This is a genomic window from Sporofaciens sp. St.21A7 (assembly GCF_059728535.1).
The window spans coordinates 3,173,912-3,197,480 of record NZ_BAAGFN010000001.1 but is presented as its reverse complement, the minus strand read 5'-3'; the positions used below and the strand labels follow the sequence as shown (position 1 = coordinate 3,197,480).

Genomic DNA, 23,569 nt, shown 5'->3' with positions numbered 1-23,569 from the left:
GAGGGCATGAAGAAAAAGAATCGTAGACTGGAAAATGTGATATATGAATTCAAGCATAATAAGCAGGCAATTTTTGCTGCCATTTATCTCTGTGTGATTATCTGTATCAGTATCTTTGTTGTATTTGTAAATGTAGACCCGGATGCTATCGATGTGACCCATAAGCTGGAGTACCCTTCCGGCAGTCATTGGTTCGGTACGGACGAGATGGGGCGGGATTATTTTATCCGTGTCTTATATGGCGGAAGGGTATCCCTTCTGGTAGGCGTACTGGCAATGGTCACGTCGATCCTAATCGGCGTTGCCGTGGGGATGATGTCCGGATATTTCGGCGGGTTGGTGGACAGCCTTTTGATGCGTCTGGTAGACGTATTTTCATCGATTCCATGGATTATTATGGTGACGGTGTTCGGGCTTTTGTTCAAGCGGGGGCTTTTTTCCATTATTATTGTCATCGGCCTGTTCAGTTGGATGGGAATTGCCAGATTGGTGCGTTCTGAGGTGTTGTCAGCCAAAGAACGGGAATATGTGCAGTATGCAAGATTTATCGGAAGGCATCCGGCGCAGGTCATGGTTAACCATGTGCTGCCGTCCATATTTCCCACCATCATTACGGCTGCTACGGCGGAGATTGCCAGTGCGATAATGATGGAGAGTGCGTTAAGTTTCCTGGGAATCGGCGTGGCTGCGCCCATGTCGAGCTGGGGGAGCCTTTTACAGAGTTCCCAGCAGTATTTGCAGAAAGCGCCTTATATGGCGGTGCTTCCCGGAATCCTGATTATTTTGACGGTTTATTCCTTCAACAAATTGGGGGATGTGCTCCGTGTATTCGTAGAACCTAAGATAACGGCAGGTGAGAAAAATGAGTGATAAGAAGATATTAGAAGTAGAGAATCTAAGAACCGTGTTCAAAAGCCGTGGGCAGGAGGTTCATGCCGTGCGGGGAGTCAGCCTTTCGGTGGAAGAAGGGGAAATCCTTGGATTGGTCGGAGAGTCCGGCAGTGGGAAATCTGTGACCATGAAGGCAGTCCTTGGGATTCTGCCCGAAAATGCACAGGTCTTTAGCGACAGCCTGAAATTGAACGGGATGGAGCTTTCTGGGATGAAGGAGGAAGAGTACCGCAAGTTGCGGGGAAAGGATATGACCATGATTTTCCAAGACCCCATGACTGCGCTGAATCCGTTGGTGAAGGTAGGAAAGCAGTTGGAGGAGGTCATTTTGCGCCACAGCAGTTGTTCCAAGGCAGAGGCGGGCAAGAAGGCGGTGGAGATGCTGACAAAAGTAGGATTCCCATGCCGGAACAGAGATTAAAGCAGTATCCCCATGAATTTTCCGGAGGAATGCGCCAGAGAGTTTTGATCGCCATGGCGCTTGCCTGTGAGCCAAAGCTTTTGATTGCAGATGAACCGACGACTGCGCTTGACGTTACGATACAGGCACAGATTCTAGATTTGCTGAAAGAGCTGGAGGAAGAATACAAAACGTCGATTGTGCTGATTACCCATGATATGGGAGTGGTGGCAACGGTGTGCAGCAATGTGGCGATTATGTACGGCGGACTGATCATGGAGTGCGGGACTTCGGAAGAGATATTTTATGACCCTAAGCATCCCTATACAAAGGCACTCCTTCGGGCAATCCCTTCTTTGGACTTGGAAGAAGGAGAACGGCTCCAATCGATTCCGGGGCTTCCGCCGTCCCTTAGCAATCCGCCTGCGGGCTGTCCCTTTGCAAAGCGGTGTACGCAGGCGCAGCAGAGATGCCATAAGGAGCTGCCAGGATATCAGGAATTCAGCGAAACGCACCGCGCGATGTGTTTCTTAAATGCACGGGAGGAGGAGAGAGCATGAGCCAGGAGATTTTGATTTCCGCTTCAGATCTGAAAAAATATTTCCCCGTGAAAGGTTTCCTTGGAGGGAAGACCCGGTATGTAAAAGCGGTAGACGGGATAGACCTTGAAATTCATAAGGGCGAGACTTTTGGTCTTGTGGGTGAGTCCGGATGCGGGAAATCCACGCTGGGAAGGACGCTGATCCGTATGTATGACGTGACGGGCGGGAAGCTGGTCTATAAAGGAAAAGATATTACCAATGTCAAGACTTCGGAGCTTAAAGAGTTCCAGAATAAGATGCAGATTATTTTCCAAGATCCCTACTCGGCGCTGAATCCCTTCTGGAATGTGGAGGAGATTCTGGATGAGCCGATGAAGCAGATCGGCATGTCCGAGGGGGAGAGAAGGGAGAGGATGGAGTATCTTTTAAATAGGGTAGGAATGAAGCCGGAAGATCTGATGAAGTTCCCTTATGAATTTTCGGGCGGGCAGCGGCAGCGGATTGGGATCGCCAGGGCGCTGACGGTCAACCCAGAATTCATCATGTGCGACGAGCCGATTGCGGCATTGGATGTGTCTATTCAGGCACAGGTGGTCAATATGCTGGAGGATCTGCAGGAGGAGTTTGGGCTTACCTATCTGTTTGCGGCACACGACCTGTCTATGGTGCGCTATATCAGTACCAGAATCGGGGTGATGTATCTGGGGAATCTGGTGGAGGTGACGGAGAGTAACGAGTTGTATGAGAATCCAATGCATCCCTATACGCAGGCGTTATTGTCTGCGATTCCGGTAGCCGATCCTAAGAAGGCGGCAAGCCGGGAGCGGATCAAGCTCAAGGGAGAACTTCCAAGCCCTATGGACGTACCGAAAGGGTGCCATTTTGCGCCGCGATGTCCTTATGCCAAGGAGCGGTGCCAGGAAGAATGCCCGAAACTTGAGGCAATGGATGAGAAGCATTTTGTGGCGTGCCATTTTGCGGAAGAATTGGGATAAAAAACAAATGGAGTAACAGGATATGAAGATAGTAATTGCGATTGATTCATTCAAAGGCAGCATGAGTTCGATGGAGGCGGGAAACGCGGCGAAAGCCGGGATTCTAAGAGCCTGCGGCGAAGAGGCGGTGATAGCCGTAAAACCTCTGGCAGACGGCGGCGAAGGGACTACGGAGGCGTTGGTGGAAGGCTTGGGCGGAGAATATGTTTCCGTCCGGGTCACAGGGCCGTTGGGCGAAAAGACGAATGCAAGATATGGAATCCTGGGAGACGGAAGGACAGCCGTGATGGAGATGGCAGAAGCTTCCGGAATTATTCTGGTAAAGCGAGAAGAACTGGACCCATTAAAGGCGACGACCTACGGCGTGGGAGAGATGATTCTGGATGCCGTAAAGAGAGGCTGCCGGGAATTCATGATCGGAATCGGCGGAAGCGCCACAAGCGAAGGCGGAATCGGCATGCTTCAGGCGCTGGGTTATGAGATTAAGGACGCGGATGGACAGCCTGTCGGGCCAGGGCTTCAGGATATGGGGCGTATTGCGTCCATTTCCGGAGAGCATGTGCCAGAAGAGCTGAAAGAGTGTCATTTCAGTATTGCCTGTGATGTAAAGAACCCGCTATGTGGTGAAAATGGGGCGGTCTATGTGTATGGACCGCAAAAAGGAGTCAGGGAAGAAGAGAAACCAATTTTTGATGACAAGATGAAGCATTTTGCGGATAAGACGAAAGAGTATCTCCTACGGACATCCGGCCATGCCAGTTCGGGCGAAACGAGCGAGGCTTCACCGATTAAGGCTTCCTGTACAGATCATAGATGGGCAGAAGGCGCAGGCGCCGCAGGAGGGCTGGGGTTTGCATTCTTGAGTTATCTTCCCAATGTGGAATTGAAACCGGGAATTGACATTGTATTGGATGCGGTTGGGCTTGAGGAAGAAGTGAAGGATGCGGATATCGTGATTACCGGCGAAGGACGGCTGGATTCCCAGACGGCTATGGGCAAGGTTCCGGTAGGAGTTGCCCGTCTTGCGAAGCGATATGGGGCAAAGGTGCTTGCATTTGCCGGAGGCGTTACGAAGGATGCCGGTGAATGTAATGCGGCAGGGATTGACGCGTTCTTCCCGATTGTACGCGGAGTTACGACATTGGATGAGGCAATGGTCCCGGAAAATGCGAAAGAAAACATGGCATTGTCTGTGGAGCAGGTATTCAGGGCAATCTTAATGTAAAGTATGGACATACATCCTTGAAGGCTCTGTCTCGCCGTCGCCTAGTACCATGCATAGGAATTCCCATCCATAGCGTTCATAGAACGAAGTGTGGTCTGTGAGGAGGTAAAGGGCAGCAATGCCTTTTTCCTTCATATCCGTACAGACGAAATTCAGCATTCTCCCGGCAATGCCCCGGCAGCGGTAACTTTCTTCCACATAGACGGCACAGACATTCGGCGTCAGGTCTTTGCGGCTGTGGTAATCATTTTCAATTACGCCCAGCCCGCCTGCTATGCTGTCCCCTTCCATCGCAAGATACCATTGGGGAACGGCGGATTCCTGTTTCAGGCATGCGGCAATGCTTTCCTTGTATGCTTCCAAAGGGACGTTCCATTTCTGGTTGAACCATTCTGCGGCTGACGCTGCAAGTTCGGGATGTTCCCTTAATTTTACGATTTGAATCATAGATTTCTCACCTTCTTCTTTGTTGTTTTTGACGTTGTAATTGTGGCCGCCGATACAATGCGTTTGTATTGCTCTTGAAGATTTTGCTGCCGATAAAAAATGACCGGCAATGATAAGAGGGCAGAACCGATGGAATGGTTTTGCCCTCCGGAAAATTCTTTTCTAATTTTCAGATGTCTCTTTCTCAGTATCCGCTTCTTCGCCAGAAGCCTCTTCTTTGTCCTCTATCTTCTCCTCGGAAGCCTCTTCGTCAGAAGATTGAGCGTCCTTCGCTTCTGCATTCTCTGCCTCTTCCTCGCCCTTAGAAGCGTTCAGGGAAACATACTCCCTGTCTGACACTGGCTTTAGGTCGCTGTCAAGGTCGAAGTCATTATCCTCGAATTCATCTTCAAACTCATCATCTTCACTGGAATCTTTTTTCTTTAAATAATAGATAAGGCCTGCAATCGTTCCAGCGGCAGCAGCCAGCCCAAATAAACCTTTACCCCATTTCTTCATAGTAATTAAAACTCCTTTCAAAATGTATTCTGAATATATCATACCACACATTGTATTATTTTTCCTCTAAAATTATCATAAAATGTATGAAAAGTGATTTCAGGACTTTTCGGCAGCGCTGGAATAATCTATAAAACTGTGTTAAACTGTAGGATATTGTATTTTTGAGTAAAAAGGAGAGGATGTACGATGAACAAGTATGAAGCGCCGGCGACGGCTAAAAAGGGTCTGTTCCGCATTATATTCAGCAGGACGGGGATCATTCTTCTTCTGGTTTTGGCGCAATTCGGGCTGATGGTCTCGTCAGTTTTCTACCTGCGGGAGTATCTCCCGTATATATATGGGGCGTTGATCATTCTGGAGGCGGTCGTGGTGATTTATATCACCAATAGCAAAGGCAATCCTGCGTTTAAGATGACGTGGATGCTATGTGTCCTGGTATTTCCGTTAATCGGCGTCCTGTTCTATGTGTTCGTGCAGATGCAGGTGGGAACGCGGTTCATGCAGAACCGGCTGTCTACCTTGCGGCTCGAGACAGCCCCCTATATGCAGCAGGACCCGGAGGTGGTAGATAATCTGCGTGCCAGCAAATCTGCCAATGCCCAGCTGTCCCATTACTTGTTCCGGCAGCTTGGATTCCCGACCTACCAGAATACGGAAGTACATTATTATCCGCTGGGGGAATATAAGTTCAAGGCGATGATGCAGGAGCTTAGGAAAGCCCGCAGATATATTTTCATGGAATATTTTATCGTGGAGAAGGGGTATATGTGGGGAAGCATTCTGGACGTCCTCAAGCAGAAGGCGGCGGATGGTGTGGAAGTCCGGTTCATGTATGACGGGATGTGCGCCATTTCCATGCTGCCCTATAATTATCCGAAACAACTTGAAAAATGTGGGATTCAGTGTAAAATGTCAAACCCCATTGTGCCTTTTCTGTCCACCACCCAGAATAACCGGGATCACAGGAAAATCTGTGTGATTGACGGGAAGGTGGCGTTTACCGGAGGCGTGAACCTGGGAGACGAGTATATTAACCGGAAGGAGCGGTTCGGCCATTGGAAGGATACGGCTGTGATGCTGCGGGGGGATGCCGTGCAGAGCCTGACCATGATTTTCCTGCAAATGTGGAACGTAGAAGAGCACAGGCCGGAGAAATATATGCGGTATCTGACGCCGAAACGATTGGAGCCCCGCCGGGGGCTTGGGTATGTGATACCTTATGGGGACAGCCCTTTTGATAATGAAAATGTGGGGGAAGAGGTTTATTTCCACATCCTGAACCATGCGAAGAAGTATGTACATATCATGACTCCATATCTGATTCTGGATAATGAGATGATTACGACGCTGACGCGGGTCGCAAAGAGTGGGATAGAGGTCATGATTATTATGCCTCATATTCCAGATAAATGGTATGCTTTTGCAGTGGCGAAGACATACTATAAAGAGCTGATTGAAAGCGGCGTGCAGATTCATGAGTATACGCCGGGGTTCGTCCATGCGAAGGTGTTTGTGTCGGACGACGATACAGCGACGGTAGGGACGATTAACCTGGATTACCGGAGCCTGTACCTGCATTATGAGTGCGGGGCGTTTATCTACAATAATCCGGAGGTGTATAAGATTGAGGCGGATTTCCAGAAGACTCTTGCAAAATGCCATAAGGTGACGCTGGTAGAGGCGAAGGAGCGAAGCATGCTGACAAAGGTTGCGGGACATGTGCTGCGTCTGGTCGCTCCGTTGATGTAGCTGCCGTAAGGCAACTTTGAATAGGCCGGATTCGTTGTTGTGAGCACCGTAGGTGTGAACAGTAACATCGTGTCGGTGAAAAGTGAAGGATTGACGAAAAATGCATTTTACAGTGGTGGAAAAATATAGTATAATGCTAAGTGGTGTAATACTCATGTAAATGATAAGTGATGCAGATAACGCAGGAGGAATTGATATGGTAAAAGCAGTAGTTGGCGCCAACTGGGGAGATGAAGGCAAGGGAAAGATTACGGATATGCTTGCCGAAAAGGCAGATATCATCGTAAGATTTCAGGGAGGTGCGAATGCAGGGCACACAATCGTCAATGATTATGGGAAGTTTGCGCTCCACACCCTGCCGTCAGGTGTTTTTTACGGCCATACGACGAGTATGATCGGCAATGGAGTGGCGCTGGATGTCCCGGTACTCTTCAAGGAGATCCAGTCTATTGTTGACAGGGGAGTTCCGAAGCCTAAGATTCTTGTATCGGACCGAGCCCAGATGGTAATGTCCTATCATAAGAATTTTGACGCATATGAGGAAGAGCGGCTTGGCGGGAAATCTTTTGGTTCCACCAAATCAGGAATTGCTCCGTTCTATTCAGATAAATATGCGAAGATCGGATTTCAGGTCAGTGAACTTTTTGACGATGAATTGTTGAAGGAGAAGGTGGTAAGGATTGCCAAGCAGAAGAATGTTCTGCTCGAACACCTGTACCATAAGCCGCTGATTGATCCGGACGGGCTGTATGGGGAACTAAAGGAATATAAGGAGATGATAGAGCCTTATGTGTGCGACACGGCGCTCTATCTCCACAATGCTTTGAAAGAGGGCAAGGAGATTCTGCTGGAGGGGCAGCTTGGTTCCCTGAAAGACCCGGATCACGGCATTTACCCCATGGTAACGTCTTCTTCGACTTTGGCGGCATATGGCGCCATCGGCGCGGGGATTCCTCCGTATGAGATTAAGCAGATCATCACCGTGTGCAAGGCTTATTCCAGCGCCGTAGGCGCTGGCGCGTTCGTCAGTGAGATTTTCGGGGACGAGGCGGACGAGCTGAGGAACCGCGGCGGGGACGGCGGCGAGTATGGCGCTACGACGGGACGTCCAAGGAGAGTGGGATGGTTCGACTGTGTGGCGTCCAGATACGGATGCAGGATGCAGGGGACGACAGACGTGGCGTTTACCGTATTGGACGTACTGGGGTATCTGGATGAGATTCCGGTGTGTGTCGGCTATGAGATAGACGGGGAAGTAACCGAAGAATTTCCTGCTACGTATCTGCTTGACAAGGCGAAACCGGTCTTCAAGAAGCTGCCGGGATGGAAATGTGACATCAGGGGCATTAAGGAATATGAAGAGCTGCCTGAGAACTGCCGTAAGTATATTGAGTTTGTGGAAGAGAAGATTGAGTATCCGATTACGATGGTGTCAAACGGGCCGGGGAGAGAGGATATTATCCATCGTATAAGTCAATTTGCGAAATAATGCGCTGTGGAATGGCTGTATGGCGTGGACAGGGCAGGCGTGCAAATAATACAATAATACAGTAAGATATTGGAAATGATAATTAGGAACTGTAAATCTGTTTCCCGCAATGAGGCGGGGTGGTTTACAGTTCCAACAATTTAGGCGGAAGAAGGGCGTAGAATATGTGTGGAATTTGTGGAATGATCGGAGAGACGAAAGATAAGGAACAGGTACTTGCCAGAATGATGAAGGTCATGGAGCACCGGGGACCGGACGGTGGGGATACCTATGTCTCTGACGGCGCGCTGCTTGGGTTTCGGAGGCTGAGCATTATTGATTTGGATACAGGGATGCAGCCCATGCTCAACGAGGATGGCACCATGGCGTTGGTGTTCAATGGGGAAATCTATAACTATCAGGCGCTTAGGAAGGTGCTGAAGCAGAAGGGGCATGAGTTCCGGAATTCATCGGATTCGGAGGTGCTGCTTCACGGCTATGAGGAATACGGGAAGGAGCTTCTGGGCAAATTGCGGGGAATGTTCGGCTTCGCAATCTGGGACGACAAGAAAAAATCCCTGTTCGCAGCAAGGGATTATTTTGGAATCAAACCATTTTATTATGCTGTGGTGGGAAAGACTCTGGTATTTGCGTCTGAAATCAAATGTATCCTGGAATATCCGGAATATCAGAAGAAAGTGAATGAGGAAGCGTTAGAGCAGTATCTTTCTTTCCAGTATTCTGCCCTCCCGGAGACATTTTTCAAGGGAATCTACAAGTTACTCCCAGGGCATTACCTGACTTTCGAGAATAATGAGCTTACTGTGGAGCGGTATTTCGAGCCGACGCTGGATCCGGGGGCGAAGGAGAGCGAGCGGGCGATGATTGCGGAGACGAGAAATGTCATGAACAAGTCGGTGAAGCGGCATCTCATCAGTGACGTGGAGGTAGGCAGCTTCCTTTCTAGCGGCGTAGACTCTAGCCTGATTGCCGCATTGTCAAAATGTAACCGGACTTTTACCGTGGGGTTTGCCCATGAGGGGGATAAGTATAACGAGATTACCTACGCTAAGGAACTGTCGAAAGAGATTGGGATTGAGAACCGGTGTAAATATATTTCAAGAGAGGAGTTCAAGGAGGCTATCCCCAAGGTCATGTACCACATGGACGAGCCTTTGGCGGATGCGTCTGCCGTGGCGCTTTATTTCCTTGCTAAGGAGGCTTCAAAGTCGGTGAAGGTAGTGCTCTCGGGAGAAGGAGCGGACGAGATCTTCGGCGGGTATAACATTTATCTGGAGCCGAAAGCTCTGAAGTGGAGCCGGTGGATTCCACTGGGGGTGAGAAAGAAGATTGCAGGCGCCGCAGAGCGTCTTCCCAAGCATATGAAGGGCAGGAATTACCTGATTCGCGCGGCACGGCCTTTAAGTGAAAGATATATTGGGAATGCATATATTTTCACGGCGGATGAGAGAAAACAGTTGTTGAAGAGGAAAAAGAATGTTCCGGAACCAAAAGAGCTGCTCAGGGAAGAGTTCGACAAGATGAGCGGCCTGCCGGATTCCGACCAGATGCAGGCGTTGGATTTGGTGTACTGGCTGCCAGGGGATATCCTGCTAAAGGCGGACAAGATGAGCATGGCCCATTCCCTTGAGGTCCGGGTACCGTTCCTTGACAAGGATGTATTTGAGGTGGCGCGACGGATTCCTCATTCGCAGAAAACGAAGAAGTATACGACGAAATATGTGCTGCGGAAGGTGGCGGATGAGTATCTGCCGGAGCAGGTGGCGAAAAAGAAGAAGCTAGGTTTCCCGATTCCGATCCGCAACTGGTTCAAGGAGGACGACTGGTATCAGCAGATTAAGACGGCATTTACCGGGGAGACGGCGGCAAAGTATTTCCATACGAAGCGTCTGGTTAAGCTCCTTGAGGAGCATAAGGCGGGCAGGGAAGACAACAGTCGGAAGATTTGGACGGTGTATGCGTTCCTGGTATGGCATCAGGTATTCTTTGAGTCAGAGGATGTTTAGAGTGTTTCTATTTCCTTAAGAAATAACTAACCTTTCTTTTAGAATTCTGCCATAACATGGACATATTTACCTGTTATCCTGTTTACAGGTTCATAAATCAGGAAGGATTTGAAATATCTGTCATATTATGTGGGGTATATCCATATAATAATAATGAGGGATTAGGCAGTCCTTTTGGTATGAATAGGATAGGAGGTATTACAATGCAGCAGAAAAAGGAATCGAACCATACAGAAGTAATCTCAATAGAAGAATACCTTACGAAGAGAAAAAGACTCAGGGATCTGGATAAAAGCCAGAGACGGGGAGGAATTCCGGCGGAGAACCATGCGTTGGTCCTGATGTCCTGTCTCGTGGGTAATTAGGCGTGTATGTCTTCTTACATACGGGACGGACAGCCGGCGGGATTGTATACCCAAGGGCACACCGTAATACATGCCCTGCGGGCGGGTGGACTTCGTCCATTAAGGTATACCCAAGGGCACACCGTAATACATGCCCCTTACGGGGCGGGTGGACTTCGTCCAACAAAGTATAGAATCATATATGGGGCAAAAGGGGGCGTCGGGAAATGAGGTTTTCAGGCAGCCCCTTTTGTGTAACGCAGGGAATCATAACGGAGACTAGTCTTCGTCATGGCAATCCGGGTGTTCTTCGCTGTTCCCGGTGAGACGGTAGACCAGCGTGAATGCATAGAGCAGTACCGGAAGTATGATGGTACAGGCGATGGAAGCCTTCAAAAGCCCTTTCGTGGCGGAGTGGTCAATGAGTGCGAAGACTAAGGTGAGCGCATACATGGCGAAGAGCAGGAATGCGCCTAACGCCGCTAAGATTCGTTTGATTTTACCAGATTTTTTATTTTTCATGAGAATCATCCTTTACATCTTAATAAGACTTTAGTATATTATATAAGTGGCAGGAAAAAAAAGCAATACAAAGGAGCAGTATATATTATGAGCGGTACATTATTAGAACAGTGGAGAGACGTCGCTTACGACCAGAAAGCAGGCGCACAGAATCTTCAAAAATTCTGGGACAAATATTTTGAGATTGAGAAGGGAATCTATGAGCAGCTTCTTACGAACCCGGATGAGGAAGTGAAGGGGACCGTGAAGGAGCTGGCAGAAAAGTATGGACAGGATGTCATGACTATGGTCGGGTTCCTGGACGGCATTAACGAGAGCCTGAAGGTGGAGAACCCCATTGAGACGATGGAAGAGGATACGGAGGTAAGCCTTGGGTTTGACAAGGAGAAGCTGTATAAGAACATGGTCGCGGCCAAGGCGGACTGGCTCTATAACCTTCCCCAGTGGGATTCCATTTATTCAGAAGAGGAACGCAAAAAGCTCTATAAGGAGCAGAAGTTATCGGGAACAATCCGCAAGGAGAAGAAGATTGGGCGGAACGACCCGTGTCCCTGCGGTTCCGGGAAGAAATATAAGAAATGCTGTGGAAAATAGGATTGACAAAGAAAAATCCCGTGTTATAATATTTGGTATGAAAATTGTTGAACACGTTGACGAGACGAGTAGGCTGGGAAAGGAATGACAGAGAGAGGAGCCGCAGGCTGTAAGCTTCTTATTCCGGAACCTTCTGAAAACTACCTCTGAGCGGCTGCAAAACAGTCCGGTGATTCCGTTATCATCACGAATGAAGTGGTTCTGGCATGTTTGCCGGAGCAATTTTAGGGTGGAACCGCGAGAATATCGTCCCTTACAGTGAGATGTGCTGTAAGGGATTTTTTAATGCGCAGACCCGTGCAGAGGAAATAGGATTGGGCGTTTTGCCCGGGCTGTAAGACAGCCGGAAGGAGGATGAAAGAGGATATGAAGGATGATTGGGAACCTTATCAGCATAAGGTTCAGTATTATGAGACTGACCAGATGGGAATCGTGCATCATTCCAACTATATCCGTTGGTTTGAAGAAGCCAGGACGGATTATATGGAGAAGATGGGAATGGGATATGACCAGATGGAGGCCCGGGGGATTTTAAGCCCGGTGCTGTCTGTGGAGGCGGATTATCTCCAGATGGTGCGGTTTGGTGAGACGGTGACGGTGGAGACTTTTATCAAGGAATACAACGGTATCCGGCTGACTGTGGGGTATGAGGTGATTGACCAGAAGCATCAGAGGACTTGCTGCCGGGGAACGACGAAGCATTGTTTCCTTGATCGAGAGGGGAAGTTCCTGTCTTTGAAACAGGCATGCCTGGAGTGTCACCAGATGTTTGTACAGGGATTGGAAGACCATCAGGATACAGAGAACCATAGGGATATGGAAGACCGCAAGGAGTAACAAAGGGCTGAGAGGCTGCGTAACGATAGTGAGTATATAAAACAAAGATAGAGAGGTGCATTATGAAGATTACATTGAAAGACGGTTCCGTCAAGGAGTATGAAGGCAGCAGGTCGGTGCTTGACATCGCGAAAGATATCAGTGAAGGGCTTGCAAGGGCGGCGACCAGTGCGAAGGTGAACGGTGATATCGTGGATTTGAGGAAAGAGATTTCAGAGGACTGCGAGCTTGAGCTTCTGACATTTGATTCCGAGGATGGGAAGGGAGCGTTCTGGCACACTACATCTCATATTATGGCGCAGGCTGTGAAGCGTCTGTATCCGGAGACGAAGCTGGCCATTGGACCGTCTATCGACAACGGTTTCTACTACGACCTTGACAGAGAGACTCCGTTTGTGACGGAGGATCTTGAGAAGATTGAGGCGGAGATGAAGAAGATTGTGAAAGAAAATCTGGCAATCGAGAGATTTACCAAGTCCAGAGAAGAGGCTATCGCATATTTTCAGGAGAATGGAGAGCCTTATAAGGTAGAACTGGTGGAGGATCTGCCGGAAGGTGAGGAGATTAGTTTTTACCGTCAGGGTGAGTTCGTGGATCTCTGTGCGGGACCGCATCTGATGTCTACAAAGAATGTGAAGGCTGTGAAGCTGACAAGCCTTGCAGGCGCATACTGGAGGGGCAGCGAGAAGAATAAGATGCTGACCAGGATTTATGGCATTTCTTACCCTAAGAAAGCGGAGCTTGAGGAGTATCTGCACAGGCTTGAGGAGGCGAAGAAGCGCGACCATAGGAAACTGGGGCGTGAACTGGGCTTGTTCATGATGTGCGACGAGGGACCGGGATTCCCGTTCTTCCTTCCTAAGGGCATGGTGCTGAAGAATACGCTGATGGAATACTGGCGGGAGCTTCATAAGAGGAACGGCTATGTGGAGATCTCTACGCCGATTATTTTAAGCCGCCATCTGTGGGAGAATTCCGGGCATTGGGATCACTATAAGGACAACATGTATACCACGGTGATTGACGAGGAAGATTTTGCCGTTAAGCCGATGAACTGTCCGGGAGGGATGCTGGTGTATAAGGCTGAGCCACGTTCCTATAAGGACTTGCCGCTCCGTGCGGGTGAAATCGGGCTGGTACACAGGCATGAGAAGTCAGGCGCCCTTCATGGCTTGTTCCGGGTTCGCTGTTTTAATCAGGATGATGCCCACATCTTCATGATGCCGGAGCAGATCCGTGATGAGATTAAGGGTGTGGCAAGGCTGATTGACGAGGTTTACAGCCTGTTTGGGTTCAAGTATCATGTGGAACTGTCCACACGTCCGGAGGACAGCATGGGTAGCGACGAGGATTGGGAGATGGCGACGGAAGGACTTCGCGGCGCGCTTGACGATCTGGGACTTGACTATGTGGTCAACGAGGGAGACGGCGCTTTCTATGGTCCTAAGATTGATTTCCATTTGGAGGATTCGATTGGCAGGACATGGCAGTGCGGGACGATTCAGTTGGATATGCAGATGCCCCAGAGATTTGATTTGGAGTACACGGGCGCGGACGGAGAGAAGCACAGGCCGATTATGATCCACAGAGTTGCATTTGGCTCGATTGAAAGGTTTATCGGTATCCTGATTGAGCATTTTGCAGGTGCGTTCCCTACATGGCTTGCGCCGGTGCAGGTGAAGGTACTGCCAATTTCGGAGAAGCATCTGGATTATGGCAAGAAGGTATTTCAGGAACTAGAGGCTGCCGGCATCCGTGCGGAGATTGACGAGCGGGCGGAGAAGATTGGATATAAGATCCGTGAGGCTCAGATGAATAAGATTCCATATATGCTGGTCGTGGGCGCGAAGGAAGAAGAGCAGGAGCTGGTGGCAGTGAGAAGCCGGTTTGCCGGAGATGAAGGGCAGAAGGGTATCGATGAGTTTATTGCGGCTGTGAAGGAAGAGATTGCCGGTAAGATTCAGAGGGAGATTGTGAAGGAAGATTAAGGCTCTTTTGGCCTCCAAAGACGACAGATGATAAGCTGGCATTAACGCCAGCTTATCCCTTTGGAAAAAATACTTTACACTCCCGTTTAGCTGTTTGTTAACGGTGGTTTCTGGTAAAGTTTACGGTTTATTTCATTTTTTATAATCTCTATTTCTTCCTCCGCAGCTTTTAGATCGCCTTTTTTTACCTGACGCTCTATTCTTTCGACTGCTGATAGTTGATCTAAAAGATAACCATTATATTCTTTTTCGCTTGGCATATCTTCACCCACTTTCTATAAACGCCGCTTACTTTGATACTTACATTATATCAATCCATAAATATGGTATAAAGCCTTTTCTTCAATTATCAAATATAACATGCCATCCTTAATACCTCATTAAAACGGCGTTCCATACAAATCATACGGCGTCACCTGGTACACATAATAATTCAACCAGTTTGTATAAAGATTGTTAGCAGCGGCGCGCCAGGTAAGCAGCGGTTTCTTCTCTGGATCATCATCCGTGTAGTAGTTTTTAGGCAGTTCAATCGGCAGGCCCTTTTGAAGGTCTCGTTTGTATTCGCTGTCAAGCGTCACCCTATCGTATTCCGGATGTCCCATGACGAAGATCTGCCGGCCGCCTTTGGCCATAGCGAGGAACAGCCCGGCTTCTTCTGATTCGGCAAGGATGGTCAATCGCTTTTCAGCCTGGAGCTTGTCCATCGGTACTTCCGTATGGCGGGAATGGGGGGCGAGGAATATATCGTCAAATCCCCGGACAAGAGGAATCTTGCGGTTCATTACCTTGTGCCGGAAGATTCCAAAAACTTTCCGGTCTACCGGAACTTTGTCGATTCCGTAGTGATAATAGATTCCCGCCTGTGCGCCCCAGCATAAGTGTAGGGTGGAGGTTACATGAGTCTTGCTCCATTCCATGATTTCGGTTAATTCATCCCAGTAGTCCACCTCTTCAAAAGGCATCTGCTCCACAGGGGCGCCGGTGATGATAAAGCCGTCGAATTTTTCTTCTTTGACTTCATTAAATCTTTGATAAAACTGGTTTAAGTGGCTGGTTGGCGTATTCTTCGACTCATGGGTAGATACTGTGACGAAGGATACGTCTACTTGCAGCGGTGTGTTTGAAAGTGAACGGAGAATTTGAAGCTCCGTATCTTCCTTGAGCGGCATCAGGTTCAGCAGCCCAATCTTAATTGGGCGGATGTCTTGATGGGTCGCCCTGTGTTCGTCCATGACGAATATATTTTCACTCTCTAGGATTTCCTTTACCGGGAGGTTGTTTTGAACTCTGATTGGCATAGTATTTTAAGTCCCCTTTCTGTTACTGGTATCTATTCGGCAGCCTGCGTCTTTCCTTCGGAATGATAGTAGGTTCCCTCATCGTCCACATAACTCATCGTGTCGTAGTATTCTGAGCCGGTTGGAAGGTTCTTTCTCTCAAGATGGCTGTTCATCAGCATTTGCACAATGTAGTAGAGGACGGCAAATGTAGGCACACCCATGACCATCCCCACGAATCCGAACAGGCCTCCGCCTAACAAGATTGCGACGATAACCCAGAAAGCAGATAATCCCGTGGAGTTGCCGAGAATCTTAGGTCCCAGGATGTTGCCATCAAACTGCTGTAAAAGCAGGACAAAAATAACAAAATATACACCCTGTATCGGATTGGCAAGCATGATGAGGATTGTGCTTGGAACTGCTCCGATATATGGTCCAAAGAACGGGATTACGTTTGTAACGCCTACAATTACGCTTACAAGCATTACGTAAGGCATCTTCAATATGGTCAGTCCGATAAAGCACAAAACCCCGATAATTGCGGAATCGATTAATTTGCCGATTATGAATCCGCCGAAAATGTCATTGCTCTTCGTAGTCAGATGGAGAACCATATTGGCATGACGAGCAGACAGGACGGCGTAAACACATTTTTTCGACTGGCGTACAAATGTTTCTTTGCTGAACAAAATATATATAGAAACAATTAATCCGATTACTGCGTTAAATATTTCGCTTACAATGTTCAGAACACCTACCGTCAGGTTAGACATCAGTTCATTTGCTTTCGCCATGAGATCTGTACGCAGCCAGTCCATAAGCATGTCTGTTCCTTCTTTGACAGCGGTCTTGAGAAGGGTGCTGGTCGTCGAATCATCCAGCTTCACCTCGCTCAATTCAGAAACCAAGTCGTCTAACTGCCGCGGCAGTGTAATTACCAGGTTGCGGATGCTGGAATATAGCTCAGGAATTAATAGGTTGCACAGTGTAACTATTAATACAATCAGCAGCACGACAGCCGCAAGGATGCCTACGGCGCGGGAAACTCTCTCCGCTTGTCCCTGTTTCCTCAGTTTTATTTTCAGGACAGGTACGAGATGCTTGTCTACCTGTTTTACGATGGGGTTCAGAAGATAAGCCAGCGCACAGCCATAGACCACTGGTTTCAAAACTCCGAATATCTCTTGGAATACTTTAGAAATATTCGTAAGCCTAAGCAGGGCAAAATAGAAAATGATACTGGCGGCGATTACCAGAAAAAAAGTCATGCCGCGGCTAAACTGCTGGCGGAGTTTTGACGGACCGCCTTTTCCGAGGCTGGGGCGGCTGAAATAATGTGCCTGCCGTTCAGTTTCTGTGTCTGTATTTGTTCCTTTTTCCATATCCTTATTTTTATCTGTTCCCGGATTTTCTGTTTTTGCTCTTTTACTGCTCATATACTAACCCTCTTCTCTTTGCAGATAATATCATTATACTATCGGGGTATATTTGCGTCAATGAAAAACATAAGAAAAACAGGAGCGTTCATTTTCGCTCCTGTTTTCCGGATATTCATATATTTTAGTGTGTCTAACTGTTGCAGCCGCATGTGAAGGTTGCACATTCTGTCTGGCCGCAGCGGCAGGCGTTGCTTCCCTCTACGCTGATTTTGCCGGCATGGCATTTACAGTTGTCGTTGTACGTGCAGTCCGTGGCTTTGCAGTCGATGGTGCTTGTGGCAGACGCCTCACCGGTTACGTTGCTGTAAGAATCGCCTTTGCGTTCCTCGAAGCTATCGCAGCATGTTTCCTCAGCGCGTTTTGCAGAGTTACCGCCTACTACGATTCCGTCTAAGTCACAGTAGAAATTCTTGTTGTGTGTACATGTCTGTACCGTGCATCTTAATTCTGGCATAATTTTACCTCCTAAGTTTTCATGGATATCAAGGCTTATTATGACCATTTTTTTGCTATTTTATGAGAGAAAATTCAGAAATGAAGACAAATCTACATCAATCTGAATGTCATCTGTCCATATAGCGGGAAAATATCCGGTTCAGACAGAACGAACTAAGGTATAAAACCAGAGAAAATCCAACCAGAAACCAGAACAGCATAGTAAACTGGAGAATTTTCGTATGGATTCCAAAGCTTGCTGCAAGAGGAACCGCCACAATCAGATAAGAAGCCAACACCCATGGAAGATGGGAAATTATCATGACGAATGCATTGCGGGCAATTCTGATAAATGTATTCTGGAACGTGGCGATTAATGGGAAGACAAACAGGAAATATATGCTGTATAGGATACCAAGCGTCCACGTAATGATCGTATATGCTTTCATCATTCCGTCCCCGTTTACGACAGCGGCGATATACAACACTCTGAGCTGTAAGTACAATAGCAGCTCAATCACCCAGAATATAGTCGCTTGCCTGAAATTTCCCGCAAAATCTTTGAAATATCCTCGGATGATATAACCTTCTTGATTCCGAGCCATCTTCAGTGTGGTGGAGTAAAGCGCGGTAACAGCAGCCCCGATCGTAAAGATAGGGATACAGGTAAGGATAAATACAAAATTTAATAAGACAAGTTCAGTCAGCCGGTTCACAGTTCGTGAGAATTTGCTGTCGTAATTCATAAAACCAAATTTCAAGGCAATTCCTCCTTTCATATGCTTCTTGGGGAAGTAGAAATATGATATTTGTTTAGTATACCAATAAAGAAAAAGGCAGACAAGAAAAGTGAAAGATTGGACATAAAATCCAAGAAATTGCGCATAAAATTTAAGTTTAGATGGAAATTTTTGAAAAAGTTACGATATGGCGGAAGTGGAAAACTTATATGACCGACTTGTAATTTTAAATAATGGGAATATTGCCTTTTGTGGAACAGCGACAGAACTGACAGATAAGATTGGGGAAAAGTATTTTATCCATATCAAAACGAGGCAGGGGAACAGCACTTTTGAAACAGATAATATTGAAGATACTTTGATTTCTTTGTTTAATGATTTAAAGCAAAAAGAAATTCATATATTGGATATTAAAGTTGACCGTGGTACACTTGAACAACATTTTATCGAAATGGCAAGGAGGGAAACGGAATGAACGGTTTTTTATATGGTGTAGCGTTACAGTGGAAATTGGATATACGAAGTAAATCTCTCTTAGTTACCTGCTATATCGTTCCGCTTATTTTCTTTCTTCTTATGGGCGGTGTTGAAGGGAATGGTAATGGAACTGAACCGGCAGTATATCCTTCCTGCCGGCTATGAGAGGAACAACCTGATTCTGGTGGATTGGAATGGAAACTCATTTATCCTTTTTTACAGAAAGCAGGGTGCGAAGCTGTTCAAGCTCCGTATCGGACAGACCGTCATTTTCTATGTATGCGGACAGCATGGCAGTCATATCCCCGCCGTAAAAGCGTTTCAGAAATGAACGGCTTTCCTGGCCCACATACTCCCGTTCCAATACAAGCGGAGTGTAGACGAATATCCGGCCCTGTTTCTCATAAGAGAGAGCGCCTTTTGTCACCAGACGCTTAATCAGGGTCTGTATGGTCTTGGGGCTCCAGGCAGTAGTTTTCAGTAATTTTTCAGTGATCTCATTTGTATTGATGGGCGCGTATTTCCATACGACCTTCATCACTTCATACTCAGCTTCGGAAATCTGCGGCAGGGCAGCGCAGGTAAAAAATTTTATTTCGGACAGTAAAGAGGATAGTTTTTCAAAACGCTATCTTCTCTAATTCTGTCACGAGTTTTGCTGCCACAAACAGGATAGCGTATCCATTCTGCATCTTGCATAAGTCAATCCCTTCATTCTTTAATATCTGGGAAAAAGATATGAATGCTTAATCTGTTGTTTTCGTATATTGCGGATATAGTTCCTTTCATTTGTTCAACAAGTGTTTTAGAAATTGTTAATCCTAAACCTGTTGATTTTCTGGCAGCTTCTACAGTATAAAAACGGTCAAACAATCTTCCCACTTGTATCTCGTCTAATCCAGAAGCCATATTAGAAAAGGCAATTTCCCCATTCTCTGACAGAACAATCTTCAAATCTCCATCACTGTATTTTATAACATTGCTTATCAGATTGGAAAATACACGGGATAATGCGGAACGGTCAAGCATCCGCACTACTTTTATTTCAGATATTTGTATCTCTGGCACGATATTTCGTTCGGTTAAAACCGTATAAAATGCTGCAATACTTTCTTCCAATACCGTATTGATAATTACCTGTTCCTTGGTTATATTGTCTTTTGTTGAAATGATAACAGAGTACCTAAAAAGTTCCTCTGAAAGCTGTGTCAAAATATCCACACGGTCTTTCATAATTTCGATATACCTATTTACAGTTTCAGACTTTTCTTCCTGCTCTAACAATTCCAAGTAACCGCAGAGAGCCGTAAGCGGTGTCCGTAAATCATGTGAAATATTCGTGACTGCATTTTTTAACTCCAAATCGCCTTGCTGAAATCGGCGGCGTTCCGTACGGAGTTTGCGAAGCTGTCCGTTGATAGTATTCGCTAAACGACGCACATTCTTGTCGCTGCTGGAAATATCAATCAAAATATTCGTATCGGTTACGAGTCTATCGGCAAAAGCAATTTCAATTTCCTTTACTGACTTTTGTAAAATATGTATTTTTACTAATAAGGCAATGATAATTGCAATCAAAATGCCGATAGATACCCATAACCATATTTCCATAACATACTCCTTATTTTAAATCTTTTTTCTTAAAACCAATTAATCCTATGCCTGTAGTTGATAAAATAATGATAAATGAATAGAGAGGTAACAATGGCAAATTTGCAGCCTCCAATGATATACATTGAATTACCTGTCCACCGGGAATAAAATCGTAAATAAACTGAACTGTTTTCCGTTCTCCCTCATTCAAATAATGCGGATTTGGTATTTCTTCATATTCTTGTCCGTTTTCAGTCACAACCAAACCCATATTCATTTCAGGTTCGCTTAACATTTTATTTAATTGCCCTCCCACAAATAGAAGCAAAAAAGCAAAAAGAATACATATAACAGCAGTTATCGCCTTGCTATGATTTAACATCGAAATCAAAGTATAAATAGATGAAAATGCAATAGCAAGCAGAAATGCTGTCAATACAAATAACATAACTATTTTTGTAGCCATATTAAAAAAGCCAAGCAGAGGAATGCCAATACAAAGATAAGGAACAAAAAATACGATACACATAATAAGGCTCACAACTGCGCACGTAACAAAATTTGCCAAATAAATTGCGTTTCGATTTTGCCCAACGATTACTTTGTTTCGGATAGTCCCATCGCTGTATTCTGTACCAATAAACAGACTGCAAAATACCGCCATTATAATGCCAATAAACAAGACGCATCCCAAAAATGTATTATCTATCGGATTGATTGTGCCTGTATGTTTCATATCCATGTATCGCATGACAGGGAAAAATATGCCTGCCGCAAACATAAAAGCTAAGCCAATCCAAAAAACTTTGTCCTTTTTCAACCGCATAAAATTTGCGGATAACACTTTAGTCATTCTCTTTCCCTCCTACCAAACCGACATAATAGCTTTCCAAACTTTCATCCCTTTCCTGCATGGAAATCACTTCACAATTTTCTTTTGCTAAAGCGAGTGTTAATTTGGAAACATTGACTCTGGCATACACATCAGCCGCCTTGTCAGAAACAATGGTGTATTCAACATTCATTCCATCTAACACACGAGAGAGTGTCCGGGTATTCGTCACTTCAAGGCGAATACACTTGCGGCAGGCAGTATCCAGCTCTTTGGCACTGATTTCTTTTACAATCTGCCCTTTATCAATAAATCCATAATGCGTTGCAAGTCTGGATAATTCGTCAAGGATATGACTGGAAATCAATACAGTAATCTGCTGTTCCCGATTGAGTTTTAAGATTAACTCCCTCATTTCGATAATTCCCTGTGGGTCAAGACCATTGACAGGCTCGTCCAAAACCAAAAAATCAGGGTCACCGACTAATGCGATAGCAATACCCAATCGTTGCCGCATACCAAGAGAGAAATTTTTGGCTTTTTTCTTTCCTGTATTCTCCAATTGAACCAGTTTTAAAATATCCGCCAATCCATCGTAAGATGGAAGTCCCAGAACACGATACTGCTGTTTCAAATTATCCTCAGCTGTCAAATCAAGATAAATCGAGGGCGTTTCCACAACAGCCCCCATCCGTCTGCGTGCTTTTAAAATCTCCTTATCTGTGCTTTTTGTTCCATATAGCGTGTATTCGCCAGATGTAGGCTCTTGCAAGCCGCAAATCAGACGGATAAGTGTTGTCTTGCCAGCACCATTTTTCCCTACAAAGCCATAGATTGCTCCTTTGGGAACATTCATAGATAGTCCGTTTAATGCTTTGTAATCTTTGTATTTTTTACACAAAGCATTTGTTTTAAGAACATAATCCATAAAAGCATAACCTCCTTGTTTAGTGTACTGGCATTATATCTGTAATTGGTAAAGAAAACAGTAAAGAGAACAGTAAAGAAATCGTAAAGATTTATTCTGCCCTCATTTTAAAGCCAATTCCCCAGACCGCTTCAATATAATCTTTGTTATTTTCCTCTCGAAGTTTTTTCCTCAAATTGCTAATATGCATTTTCAGAGAACTTTCCGTACAATCTGGTGTGTCTGTGCTGATACGGTCTAACAACAGTGATTTTGTAACAACCTGCGTGGGATTTTGCATAAGCAGTTTCAAAATAGCATATTCTGTCCTTGTCAATTTTATTTCCGTATTACCGATTTTTGCAATATGGGTATTGGTATTGAGTACAATATCTGCAAATGTCAATTCTGAAGAAACAAGCATACTTTCCGAATTTCTGAGATGTACGGAAATTCTGGCTAAAAGTTCCCTCATGTTAAACGGCTTCGTCACATAATCAACCGCACCGCCAAGCAACACATCAACTTTATTATCAATATCAACTTTGGCGCTCACCACAATAATAGGGATTCCCTTTATTTGGGGAAGTACATCTTCTCCATTCAATCCCGGTAGCATTAAATCTAATAATACAAGGTCTGGCTTTGACTTTGATAAAACGAATAATGCCTCTGTTCCAGAATAAGCACGGAAGATTTGATACCCTTCTTTGGAAAGCGTTTCTTCAAGCACATTTCCAATATGTATGTCGTCATCAATAATTAAAATTCTTTTCATAGCGGGTCAACTCCATCTTGTTTTTTGTTTTCTTTATATCTGCCATCAGCAGGTTTCTTCGCTGTTTTAGGAATGAGCCATACACGGTTAATGTTTATAACACCCTCAATCCGCTTTTCTTTGCTTGCACCCGCCGTACCGATATATCCCAACGCTCTGATGCTTCCTGTGCCGTCATATATTCAAACATTTCTGTCCTCCTAAATTGTACTGTTTTTATTATATCCGTTTGAACGAACAATATCAACACACAAAATATGAACTTTCATCTAAGCAAACACCATTCCTGATATCTTCTCTACGAGAAAGGCGACAGAGATTTACCCTCTGCCGCCTTGTCGCTTATGCGAAAATAATTTCCTCGTTCACAATCTCCTTCGCACAAGCCCTTATGTTACCTAGCCGCCCTGTCCATTTTAAGGCGTTTTCTTCTTTTTGGCGTTCCGTTTGTCCTGTTCCTGTTTCATGCCCTCTATGAGCCTGTGGGAGCGTTCCTGCGCCTGTTTGTCAATCCCGACAAGATAGGCGTTGAGCTTGCCACTTGTGACCATTCAT

Annotated in this window: 25 protein-coding genes and 5 pseudogenes; 14 read left to right on the top strand and 16 right to left on the bottom strand. The window is 46.0% G+C overall.

The window, feature by feature from the left end:
- The first annotated feature begins 6 nt into the window (after positions 1-6).
- The 4 genes and pseudogenes from AC6I3O_RS15840 to AC6I3O_RS15825 all read left to right on the top strand — a co-directional run bounded on the left by AC6I3O_RS15840 (position 7) and on the right by AC6I3O_RS15825 (position 4,053).
- Positions 7-870, top strand: coding sequence for an ABC transporter permease (locus tag AC6I3O_RS15840; protein WP_497851721.1), 864 nt, complete (start codon positions 7-9; stop codon positions 868-870).
- Positions 863-1,851 (top strand): annotated as a pseudogene (locus AC6I3O_RS15835) (ABC transporter ATP-binding protein). The gene AC6I3O_RS15840 and the pseudogene AC6I3O_RS15835 overlap by 8 nt, the downstream one beginning before the upstream one ends.
- On the top strand, positions 1,848-2,828 hold the full coding sequence (locus AC6I3O_RS15830; RefSeq protein WP_497851720.1) for an ABC transporter ATP-binding protein: 981 nt from the start codon (positions 1,848-1,850) through the stop codon (positions 2,826-2,828). Before AC6I3O_RS15835 ends, AC6I3O_RS15830 begins: the two are co-directional and overlap by 4 nt.
- A gap of 22 nt (positions 2,829-2,850) precedes the next feature.
- Complete coding sequence (locus AC6I3O_RS15825) at positions 2,851-4,053, top strand: glycerate kinase family protein (protein ID WP_497851719.1); 1,203 nt, start codon at positions 2,851-2,853, stop codon at positions 4,051-4,053.
- Here the strand turns inward: AC6I3O_RS15825 and AC6I3O_RS15820 are convergent.
- The gene (locus AC6I3O_RS15820) at positions 4,045-4,500 is read right to left on the bottom strand and encodes a GNAT family N-acetyltransferase (protein WP_497851718.1); all 456 of its coding nucleotides are present in this window, start codon (positions 4,498-4,500) and stop codon (positions 4,045-4,047) included. The genes AC6I3O_RS15825 and AC6I3O_RS15820 overlap by 9 nt on opposite strands.
- 162 nt (positions 4,501-4,662) lie before the next feature.
- Entirely contained in the window at positions 4,663-4,998 is a 336-nt protein-coding gene (locus tag AC6I3O_RS15815) for a hypothetical protein (RefSeq protein WP_497851717.1), read from the bottom strand.
- 189 nt (positions 4,999-5,187) lie between these two features.
- Between AC6I3O_RS15815 and cls the strand changes: the two genes are divergently transcribed.
- The 4 genes from cls (at position 5,188) to AC6I3O_RS15795 (ending at position 10,610) form a co-directional block, all read left to right on the top strand.
- A complete protein-coding gene (gene cls, locus AC6I3O_RS15810; RefSeq protein ID WP_497851716.1) occupies positions 5,188-6,750 on the top strand; it encodes a cardiolipin synthase in 1,563 nt (520 codons plus the stop codon).
- A gap of 196 nt (positions 6,751-6,946) precedes the next feature.
- Positions 6,947-8,239 carry an adenylosuccinate synthase gene (locus AC6I3O_RS15805; RefSeq protein WP_497851715.1) on the top strand — a complete coding sequence of 431 codons (1,293 nt, stop codon included), beginning with the start codon at positions 6,947-6,949 and terminating at the stop codon, positions 8,237-8,239.
- 164 nt (positions 8,240-8,403) lie between these two features.
- Complete coding sequence (gene asnB, locus AC6I3O_RS15800; RefSeq protein ID WP_497851714.1) at positions 8,404-10,245, top strand: asparagine synthase (glutamine-hydrolyzing); 1,842 nt, start codon at positions 8,404-8,406, stop codon at positions 10,243-10,245.
- Positions 10,246-10,448: 203 nt separating this feature from the next.
- Entirely contained in the window at positions 10,449-10,610 is a 162-nt protein-coding gene (locus AC6I3O_RS15795; protein WP_497851713.1) for a hypothetical protein, read from the top strand.
- A gap of 258 nt (positions 10,611-10,868) precedes the next feature.
- Here the strand turns inward: AC6I3O_RS15795 and AC6I3O_RS15790 are convergent, their stop codons facing one another.
- Positions 10,869-11,120, bottom strand: coding sequence for a hypothetical protein (locus tag AC6I3O_RS15790; protein ID WP_497851712.1), 252 nt, complete (start codon positions 11,118-11,120; stop codon positions 10,869-10,871).
- 78 nt (positions 11,121-11,198) lie between these two features.
- On the opposite strand from AC6I3O_RS15790, the gene AC6I3O_RS15785 reads away from it, so the two are divergent.
- From AC6I3O_RS15785 to thrS, 3 genes are all read left to right on the top strand, one after another.
- Positions 11,199-11,705, top strand: coding sequence for an SEC-C metal-binding domain-containing protein (locus AC6I3O_RS15785; RefSeq protein ID WP_497851711.1), 507 nt, complete (start codon positions 11,199-11,201; stop codon positions 11,703-11,705).
- A 366-nt stretch (positions 11,706-12,071) separates the two neighbouring features.
- Positions 12,072-12,542, top strand: a complete 471-nt coding sequence (locus tag AC6I3O_RS15780; RefSeq protein ID WP_497851710.1) for an acyl-CoA thioesterase — start codon at positions 12,072-12,074, stop codon at positions 12,540-12,542.
- Between the two features lie 62 nt (positions 12,543-12,604).
- Positions 12,605-14,530 carry a threonine--tRNA ligase gene (thrS, locus tag AC6I3O_RS15775; RefSeq protein ID WP_497851709.1) on the top strand — a complete coding sequence of 642 codons (1,926 nt, stop codon included), beginning with the start codon at positions 12,605-12,607 and terminating at the stop codon, positions 14,528-14,530.
- An 86-nt stretch (positions 14,531-14,616) separates the two neighbouring features.
- Here thrS and AC6I3O_RS15770 read toward each other — a convergent pair whose 3' ends face one another.
- The 5 genes from AC6I3O_RS15770 to AC6I3O_RS15750 all read right to left on the bottom strand — a co-directional run bounded on the left by AC6I3O_RS15770 (position 14,617) and on the right by AC6I3O_RS15750 (position 18,448).
- Positions 14,617-14,790 (bottom strand): hypothetical protein, encoded by a 174-nt coding sequence (locus tag AC6I3O_RS15770; protein ID WP_497851708.1) that lies wholly within the window; start codon positions 14,788-14,790, stop codon positions 14,617-14,619.
- Between the two features lie 120 nt (positions 14,791-14,910).
- A complete protein-coding gene (gene metA, locus AC6I3O_RS15765; RefSeq protein WP_497851707.1) occupies positions 14,911-15,831 on the bottom strand; it encodes a homoserine O-acetyltransferase MetA in 921 nt (306 codons plus the stop codon).
- A 32-nt stretch (positions 15,832-15,863) separates the two neighbouring features.
- Positions 15,864-17,249: an AI-2E family transporter gene (locus AC6I3O_RS15760; protein WP_497851706.1), complete on the bottom strand. Its 1,386-nt coding sequence runs from the start codon at positions 17,247-17,249 to the stop codon at positions 15,864-15,866.
- A 133-nt stretch (positions 17,250-17,382) separates the two neighbouring features.
- Positions 17,383-17,706 carry a DUF1540 domain-containing protein gene (locus tag AC6I3O_RS15755; RefSeq protein WP_497851705.1) on the bottom strand — a complete coding sequence of 108 codons (324 nt, stop codon included), beginning with the start codon at positions 17,704-17,706 and terminating at the stop codon, positions 17,383-17,385.
- A 109-nt stretch (positions 17,707-17,815) separates the two neighbouring features.
- Positions 17,816-18,448 (bottom strand): YesL family protein, encoded by a 633-nt coding sequence (locus AC6I3O_RS15750; protein ID WP_497851704.1) that lies wholly within the window; start codon positions 18,446-18,448, stop codon positions 17,816-17,818.
- Positions 18,449-18,614: 166 nt separating this feature from the next.
- On the opposite strand from AC6I3O_RS15750, the gene AC6I3O_RS15745 reads away from it, so the two are divergent.
- From AC6I3O_RS15745 to AC6I3O_RS15735, 3 genes and pseudogenes are all read left to right on the top strand, one after another.
- On the top strand, positions 18,615-18,902 hold the full coding sequence (locus AC6I3O_RS15745; RefSeq protein WP_497851703.1) for a hypothetical protein: 288 nt from the start codon (positions 18,615-18,617) through the stop codon (positions 18,900-18,902).
- Positions 18,899-19,015, top strand: a pseudogene (locus AC6I3O_RS15740) (ABC transporter permease); the annotation flags it as partial. The gene AC6I3O_RS15745 and the pseudogene AC6I3O_RS15740, both read left to right, overlap by 4 nt.
- A gap of 7 nt (positions 19,016-19,022) precedes the next feature.
- Positions 19,023-19,073, top strand: a pseudogene (locus AC6I3O_RS15735) (hypothetical protein); the annotation flags it as partial.
- Positions 19,074-19,106: 33 nt separating this feature from the next.
- On the opposite strand, the gene AC6I3O_RS15730 reads toward AC6I3O_RS15735, so the two are convergent.
- From AC6I3O_RS15730 to AC6I3O_RS15695, 8 genes and pseudogenes are all read right to left on the bottom strand, one after another.
- Complete coding sequence (locus AC6I3O_RS15730) at positions 19,107-19,475, bottom strand: BlaI/MecI/CopY family transcriptional regulator (RefSeq protein ID WP_497853493.1); 369 nt, start codon at positions 19,473-19,475, stop codon at positions 19,107-19,109.
- A 23-nt stretch (positions 19,476-19,498) separates the two neighbouring features.
- A pseudogene (locus AC6I3O_RS15725) lies at positions 19,499-19,603 on the bottom strand (cysteine-rich KTR domain-containing protein); the annotation flags it as partial.
- Positions 19,604-19,615: 12 nt separating this feature from the next.
- A complete protein-coding gene (locus AC6I3O_RS15720) occupies positions 19,616-20,515 on the bottom strand; it encodes a sensor histidine kinase (RefSeq protein ID WP_497851702.1) in 900 nt (299 codons plus the stop codon).
- A 10-nt stretch (positions 20,516-20,525) separates the two neighbouring features.
- On the bottom strand, positions 20,526-21,350 hold the full coding sequence (locus AC6I3O_RS15715) for an ABC transporter permease (RefSeq protein WP_497851701.1): 825 nt from the start codon (positions 21,348-21,350) through the stop codon (positions 20,526-20,528).
- Complete coding sequence (locus AC6I3O_RS15710; protein WP_497851700.1) at positions 21,343-22,257, bottom strand: ATP-binding cassette domain-containing protein; 915 nt, start codon at positions 22,255-22,257, stop codon at positions 21,343-21,345. The genes AC6I3O_RS15715 and AC6I3O_RS15710 overlap by 8 nt, the downstream gene beginning before the upstream one ends.
- A gap of 91 nt (positions 22,258-22,348) precedes the next feature.
- On the bottom strand, positions 22,349-23,014 hold the full coding sequence (locus AC6I3O_RS15705) for a response regulator transcription factor (RefSeq protein ID WP_497851699.1): 666 nt from the start codon (positions 23,012-23,014) through the stop codon (positions 22,349-22,351).
- On the bottom strand, positions 23,011-23,166 hold the full coding sequence (locus AC6I3O_RS15700; RefSeq protein ID WP_497851698.1) for a hypothetical protein: 156 nt from the start codon (positions 23,164-23,166) through the stop codon (positions 23,011-23,013). The genes AC6I3O_RS15705 and AC6I3O_RS15700 overlap by 4 nt, the downstream gene beginning before the upstream one ends.
- 190 nt (positions 23,167-23,356) lie before the next feature.
- Positions 23,357-23,565: pseudogene (locus tag AC6I3O_RS15695) on the bottom strand (TnpV protein); the annotation flags it as partial.
- Positions 23,566-23,569 lie beyond the last annotated feature (4 nt).